This is a genomic window from Anaeromusa acidaminophila DSM 3853 (assembly GCF_000374545.1).
GTDB classification, from domain to species: Bacteria; Bacillota; Negativicutes; order Anaeromusales; family Anaeromusaceae; genus Anaeromusa; species Anaeromusa acidaminophila.
The window spans coordinates 46,933-53,530 of the sequence record NZ_KB894604.1; the positions used below are offsets into that span (position 1 = coordinate 46,933).

Consider the following 6,598-nt stretch of genomic DNA (forward strand, 5'->3'; position numbering starts at 1 on the left):
GGGAAATGGCTGAAACACAGACGTTGACCTATGAACGGCGAAATACCCGGCGTTTAATGATTGGCTCGGTTCCGGTAGGCGCAGGAGCGCCAATCACGGTGCAGTCCATGACCAACACGAAAACACAGGCCGTGGCGGAGACCGTAGAGCAAATTGGTCGCTTGACGGCAGCCGGCTGCGATTTGGTACGATTGGCTGTGCCGGATATGGAGGCTGCTAAAGCCCTGGCGCAGATTAAACGCCAAGTGCAGGTTCCGCTGATTGCCGATATTCACTTTGATTATCGCCTGGCGTTGGCGGCGCTGGAGAGCGGCGTAGATGCATTGCGGATCAATCCAGGCAACATTGGCGAAGCCAAGTATGTGCGCATGGTAGTGGACGGCGCCAAGGAACGACAAGTGCCGATTCGCATCGGCGTGAATGCGGGATCTTTGGATAAGCGTATTTTGACTAAATTTGACGGCCAAGTTACCGCCGCCGGCATGGTGGAAAGTGCGTTGGAGCACATTCGTTTATTGGAAGAACTGGACTTTTACGATATAAAAATATCCTTAAAAGCCCACGATGTACCGCTTACTTTAGCGGCTTACCGTTTAATGAGTCAGACCGTTAACTATCCATTGCATCTAGGGGTTACAGAAGCGGGAACCATCCGTTCTGGTGTCATTAAGTCGGCTGTGGGCATTGGCGCACTACTGGCAGAGGGCATTGGCGACACCTTCCGGATTTCCTTGACAGGCGACCCCGTGCGCGAAGTGGAAGTTGGCAATGAGATTTTGAAATCCCTTGGCCTTAAGGAATATGGGCCTACGCTCATTTCATGCCCGACTTGCGGACGCTGTAATATCGACTTAGAACAATTGGCGCAAACCGTAGAAGAACATTTGAAGCAAATCAAACAGCCTCTAAAAGTAGCGGTTATGGGTTGCGCTGTCAATGGACCTGGTGAAGCCCGCGAAGCGGATATCGGTCTTGCCGGCGGCAAAGGGGAAGGCCTTATTTTCCGTAAAGGCGTGATTGTACGCAAGGTCGCGGAAGCGGAACTAATGAAAGCATTCTTGGAAGAATTGGAACAATTGCTGAAGGAGGAACCCTAATTATGCGTGCATCTAAATTATTTGCCCCGACGTTGCGAGAAGTTCCGGCGGAGGCTGAAGTTGTCAGCCATCAGCTGATGCTGCGCGCCGGTATGCTGCGGAAAGCGGCTGGCGGTATTTATAACTATTTACCTCTTACCTGGCGGGTTTTAAAAAAGATTGAGGCCATTGTCCGAGAGGAAATGGATGAAGCTGGCGGCCAGGAACTGCTGATGCCAATCATTCAACCTGCGGAGTTGTGGCAGGAAACAGGCCGGTGGGATGTGTACGGCGATGAAATGTTTCGTCTCCATGACCGACATGGCCGTAATTTTTGCTTAGGTCCTACCCACGAAGAAATGATTACCACATTGGTTCGCTCCGAAGTTCGTTCTTATCGTCAGCTCCCGTTAATGCTTTATCAAATTCAAAACAAATATCGTGATGAAATTCGACCGCGTTTTGGCTTGATGCGAGGCCGCGAATTCATTATGAAAGATTTGTACTCCTTTGACCGTGATGAAGCTGGATTGGAAGTTAGTTATCGCAAAATGTATGATGCGTATACGCGCATTTTTAACCGTTGCGGCTTGAAGTTCCGGGCGGTAGAAGCGGACGGCGGCGCTATTGGCGGTACTGGAACGCATGAATTCATGGTTATTGCCGAGTCCGGCGAAGCGGCGATTGTATTCTGCCCTGATTGCGAATATGCAGCCAATGTGGAAAAGGCGGAAGGTCAGATACTGCCTAGTAACGCGGAACCTTCTTCGCAAGATATGACTCCGGTGGCTACGCCTGGCATGCGCTCTATTGAAGAAGTGACAGCCTTTTTGAAAGTCCCTGCAGAGCAGACCATCAAATCTATTGCCTTCCGCACGGAACATGGGTTGGTAGTTGCCTTGGCGCGTGGTGATCATGAAATTAACGACGTGAAGGTTCAAAACTTGGTGGGCGCCATTCAAATCGAATTGGCGGATGAAGCGGATATTCAGCGTGAACTGGGTAGTGTTGCTGGATTTTTAGGTCCTGTGGGACTGGCCGGAAAATGTACTATTGTTGCCGATAGCAGTGTGATGAATTTACATGATGCTGTATGCGGCGCTAATAAGCCTGATGAACATTTGCTCCATGTAGAGCCTTTGAGAGATTTTAAGCCGGACCAGATTGCGGATCTGCGCATGGTAAAAGCCGGTGAGCCTTGTCCGCATTGCGGCAGTGCATTGGCAACCGCCAGAGGCATTGAAGTGGGTCAGGTATTTAAATTGTTTACTAAATATAGCGAAGCGCTGAAGGCGACGTTCCTGGATGAAAACGGCAAGGAAAAACCCATGGTTATGGGATGTTATGGTATTGGCGTCAGTCGGACCATGGCGGCTGCTATTGAGCAGAATAATGATGCTGACGGCATTATTTGGCCGGCGGCGATTGCACCGTTTCAAGTAGCGGTTGTGCCGATCAATACTAAAGACGAAGCGCAACTGCAGCTAGCGGAACGCATTTACGGCGAGCTGAAAGCGGCTGGCATTGATGTGCTTCTTGATGATCGCAATGAGCGGCCGGGCGTTAAATTCAAAGATGCGGATCTGATTGGCTACCCGGTACGGATCGCGCTTGGCCCTAAGGCGCTAGCGGAAGGTATGGTAGAAATCAAATGTCGTCGTGACGGTCAGGTTTTATTAGTGCCGCAGACGGAATATTTACAAAAAGTGCAAGAATTGCTTGCTAGCCTGTAAGGGACAGAAGGAGAGTAACAACCGAGAACTGTTTTACTAACAGTTCTCGGTTGTTTTTGTTAAAAAGTAGAAAATGTATTTTCAGAATACTGCTTTGATTACACTGGATGTGGATGCTAATCGGAAAAAGTACGAATAAATATAGCAGATAAGACGTTAAATGACGAATTTTACTTGTCTTTTTCGAGTTGGCAATGGTATAATGTCTACCATATAAAGATATTTATATTTTAAAAATGATATGGAGGGGTTTGCTTTGGCAGAGCAAAAATCTGTTTTTTATTTGGTACGTGAAGAAATCTTACCCGAGGCAATTAAGAAAACCATTAAAGTGAAGGATATGCTGAAACGCGGCGAAGCGCGGACTATCAATGAAGCGGTGGAAAAAATGGAATTAAGCCGCAGCGCATATTACAAGTATAAAGATTATGTTTTTCCTTTTTATGAAGCCAGCCAAGAGAAAATCATTACCTTGTCGCTGCTGTTGGATCATAAATCAGGCGTTCTTTCTCGTGTGCTTAATACAATTGCAGGAGAGCGTGGCAGCGTATTGACGATCAATCAAGGTATCCCATTACAGGGAGTGGCTAATGCCAGCATTTCCATTGAAACGGCAGATCTGAAGATCGATCTGGAAGCGTTGATGGATAAATTACGCATGGTAGACGGCGTAAAACGTATCGAAATTTTAGGTCAGGTTTGAGAAAGTAAGAGATAGAGACGCTAAGGGAAAATGCGGCCGAGCAGGACCGAGGGAGGAAACGTAAAATGAAAGAATGTATTCAAGTCGGCATGCTTGGTCTGGGAACGGTTGGAACCGGCGTAGCCAAAGTACTTTGTCAAAATGGCGCTAGTATTGCGCATAAAGTGGGGAAACCCATTGTTTTGAAAACCGTGCTGGTGCGTGATGTGCATAAAGAACGTTCCTTGCCGCAGCCAGTTCAGGTCACAGATAAAGTAGAAGATATCTTAAACGATCCCGAAATTGATATTGTCATTGAAGTCATGGGCGGCGAAGAGCCTGCTAAAGATTATATGCTGCGGGCCATGCAGGCTGGCAAGCATGTGGTGACAGCTAATAAGGATGTAGTGGCTCAACATGGCAAAGAGCTTTTTGCCGCTGCCGAAGAGGCGCAGGTAGACTTTTTATTTGAAGCCAGCGTAGGCGGTGGTATTCCCATTATTCGGCCCTTGAAGCAATGCCTTGCAGGCAATCACATTTATGAAGTGATGGGTATTGTTAATGGGACAACCAACTACATGCTGACCAAGATGACCCAAGAAGGGCTAGATTTCGCAGATGTGCTGGCTGAAGCGCAGGCAAAAGGGTATGCGGAAGCGGACCCGACGGCGGACGTAGGCGGCCTTGATGCGGCGCGTAAATTGGCGATTCTTGCTTCTATTGCCTTTAACGCCCGGGTTACCTTTGATGATGTCTATGTAGAAGGGATTACCAATATCTCCAGTGAAGATATTGCCTATGCTTCGGAGCTGGGATATGTTATTAAACTGCTTGCCATTGCCCGTGAAGAAGAAGGGCGCATCAGCGTGCGTGTTCATCCGACATTTTTGCCGAGCAGTCATCCTTTAGCGAATGTACATGATGTGTATAATGCGGTGTTTGTACGCGGAGATGCTGTTGGCGAAGCCATGTTCTATGGCCGTGGCGCAGGTGAGATGCCTACAGCCAGCGCGGTAGTAGGCGATGTGATCGATGCAGCTCGAAACCTATATCGCGGGGCTTCGGGACGCATATTGTGCACTTGCTTTGAAGAGCGGCCCATCCAACCGATTAGCGAGACGAAGGCGCCTTATTTTATCCGCCTGCTGGTTCAGGATCAGCCAGGGGTATTGGCAGCCATTGCCGGCGCTTTTGGCGCCCAGCAGGTTAGCTTAAACTCGGTCATTCAGAAGCGGAAGATTAACGGCTGTGCAGAATTGGCGGTTATCACGTATGAAGTGGCCGATTCTTGTGTGCAACTGGCCCTTAGTACAATGCGCGGCATGTCGGTGGTAAGTGAAGTGCGCAGCGTAATTCGCGTGGCTATGGATTAAACAATGTAAGGCGGGGCTGCCGAACTTAGGCAGCCCCGTTGGATTTTAACGGTGGGGCAAGGAGGCAGTATCCATGCAAAAATACATACGCGTGTTGGTTCCGGCGACAACGGCCAACTGCGGACCTGGATTTGATTGTCTGGGTATGGCGTGTACTTTGTATAACGAGGTAACCGTGAAAGCGCACTACGGCCAAAGCGGCCTGGTTATGTGTGTGCAGGGCGAGGGAGAAGCTTTTATTTCCAAAGGTAAGGATAATTTGTTTTATAAAGCGCTGAAGCGCGTTTTTTCCATGGCAGGAGAATCCATTCCCGCCCTGGAAATCGTGATGACAAACCGTATTCCTTTGTCTCGCGGCCTTGGCAGCAGCGCTGCTGCCATAGCTAGCGGCTTGGCGGCGGCGAATGCTTTATTGCAGAATTCAGTGCTTAATGATCAACAATTGCTGGCCTTGGCTACGGAAATGGAAGGCCATCCTGACAATGTCGCTCCGGCCTTATTTGGCGGCGTTACCGTCAGCATCATGGACGGGCAAAATCCGTATACGCAGCAGTTGCCGATTGAAATTCCTCTGCGCATGGTGGTGGCTATTCCTGATTTTCATTTGGCGACAAAAAAAGCAAGAGAAGTGCTTCCACAAACGGTTCCTTTGCAAGATGCCGTGTATAACGTTTCCCGTGCCGCCTGGCTGGTAGCAAAATTGGTAGCGGGCGATGCGGAATCATTAGGACTTGGCTTTGGCGATCGTTTGCATCAACCTTATCGCCAGCCTTTGATTCCCGGTATGGAAGGGGTACTGGCTGCTGCACGCCGTGAAGGGGCACTAGGGGCTGTTTTGAGCGGCGCTGGTCCTTGCTTAATGGCGTTTGCTACAGAGAAGGAAGAAGCTATCGGCGAAGCCATGGTAGAAGCCTTTGCCAAGGCTAATATTACCTCGCGCTATCTGATTTTGGATCTTGACCATCAGGGATGCCAGGTGGAAGAGCTGACGTTATAAAAAACAGCAGGAAACTACTCAGAATCAAGAGATTGCTATTGACTTTCTTAGCATAGAAAGGTACAATATGTTTCGTGGAATCTCGGGGCGTAGCTCAGCTTGGTAGAGCGCTACCTTGGGGTGGTAGAGGTCGCACGTTCAAGTCGTGTCGCTCCGACCATTCTTACCCCAATAAAATCAAGGCTTACAGCGATGTAGGCCTTCTTTTTTTGCCTTTTGGACACACTTTGGACACACTTGCGATAAAAAGTGGTTGGTGCTTAAAATTAGCCACGGAGAACCGTATCACTGGTAACGGCGAAAAATGGCTATAACCCTTGAAATTAGCAGGGGTTGTAGCCATCTTTTTGTTTAAGATTAGGTGCGGGGGTCGATGGGGATGAATACGTGGATAGTGGCGTAAATGGCAATGGGAAGGTAGATGGAGACAATTTGGCTAAGTGCCAGTGCCCTGCCCCCGAAAACTAGTCCAAAAAACCAAGTTAGTTTAAGCAACGCACACTATGGTTTGAGGTGCTGGAGGCTTGTATCCAAGGGAACTATGTGGTCGTATCGTGTTATACTCCAAAACCCAACGTTTCGTTAATATATCTACTTCAACCATGGAATCAAAAATTTCTCGGTTTAGAAACTCATCTCGCATTTTACTGTTAAAACTTTCGCAAAAGCCATTCTCCCATGGACTGCCTGGTTCAATGTAAGCAGTGGAAACTCCCAGGTTATGCAGCCACTTGCGT

General features: G+C 48.6%; 6 protein-coding genes and 1 tRNA gene. 6 read left to right on the plus strand and 1 reads right to left on the minus strand.

What is annotated here, in order from left to right:
* Nucleotides 1-5: 5 nt before the first annotated feature.
* The 6 genes from ispG (at nt 6) to C508_RS0114605 (ending at nt 6,021) form a co-directional block, all read left to right on the plus strand.
* Nucleotides 6-1,097, plus strand: coding sequence for a flavodoxin-dependent (E)-4-hydroxy-3-methylbut-2-enyl-diphosphate synthase (gene ispG / locus C508_RS0114580; protein ID WP_018704312.1), 1,092 nt, complete (start codon nt 6-8; stop codon nt 1,095-1,097).
* Nucleotides 1,098-1,099: 2 nt separating this feature from the next.
* The gene (locus C508_RS0114585) at nt 1,100-2,809 is read left to right on the plus strand and encodes a proline--tRNA ligase (RefSeq protein ID WP_018704313.1); all 1,710 of its coding nucleotides are present in this window, start codon (nt 1,100-1,102) and stop codon (nt 2,807-2,809) included.
* 256 nt (nt 2,810-3,065) lie between these two features.
* Nucleotides 3,066-3,512: an ACT domain-containing protein gene (locus C508_RS0114590; RefSeq protein WP_018704314.1), complete on the plus strand. Its 447-nt coding sequence runs from the start codon at nt 3,066-3,068 to the stop codon at nt 3,510-3,512.
* 65 nt (nt 3,513-3,577) lie between these two features.
* Nucleotides 3,578-4,864, plus strand: a complete 1,287-nt coding sequence (locus C508_RS0114595; protein WP_018704315.1) for a homoserine dehydrogenase — start codon at nt 3,578-3,580, stop codon at nt 4,862-4,864.
* A 73-nt stretch (nt 4,865-4,937) separates the two neighbouring features.
* Complete coding sequence (thrB, locus tag C508_RS0114600; protein ID WP_018704316.1) at nt 4,938-5,861, plus strand: homoserine kinase; 924 nt, start codon at nt 4,938-4,940, stop codon at nt 5,859-5,861.
* Between the two features lie 83 nt (nt 5,862-5,944).
* A tRNA-Pro gene (locus tag C508_RS0114605) sits at nt 5,945-6,021 on the plus strand.
* Between the two features lie 327 nt (nt 6,022-6,348).
* Here C508_RS0114605 and C508_RS19920 read toward each other — a convergent pair.
* Nucleotides 6,349-6,598, minus strand: a 250-nt coding sequence (locus C508_RS19920) for an integrase core domain-containing protein (RefSeq protein WP_245553744.1), incomplete at its 5' end; no start/stop codon positions are given.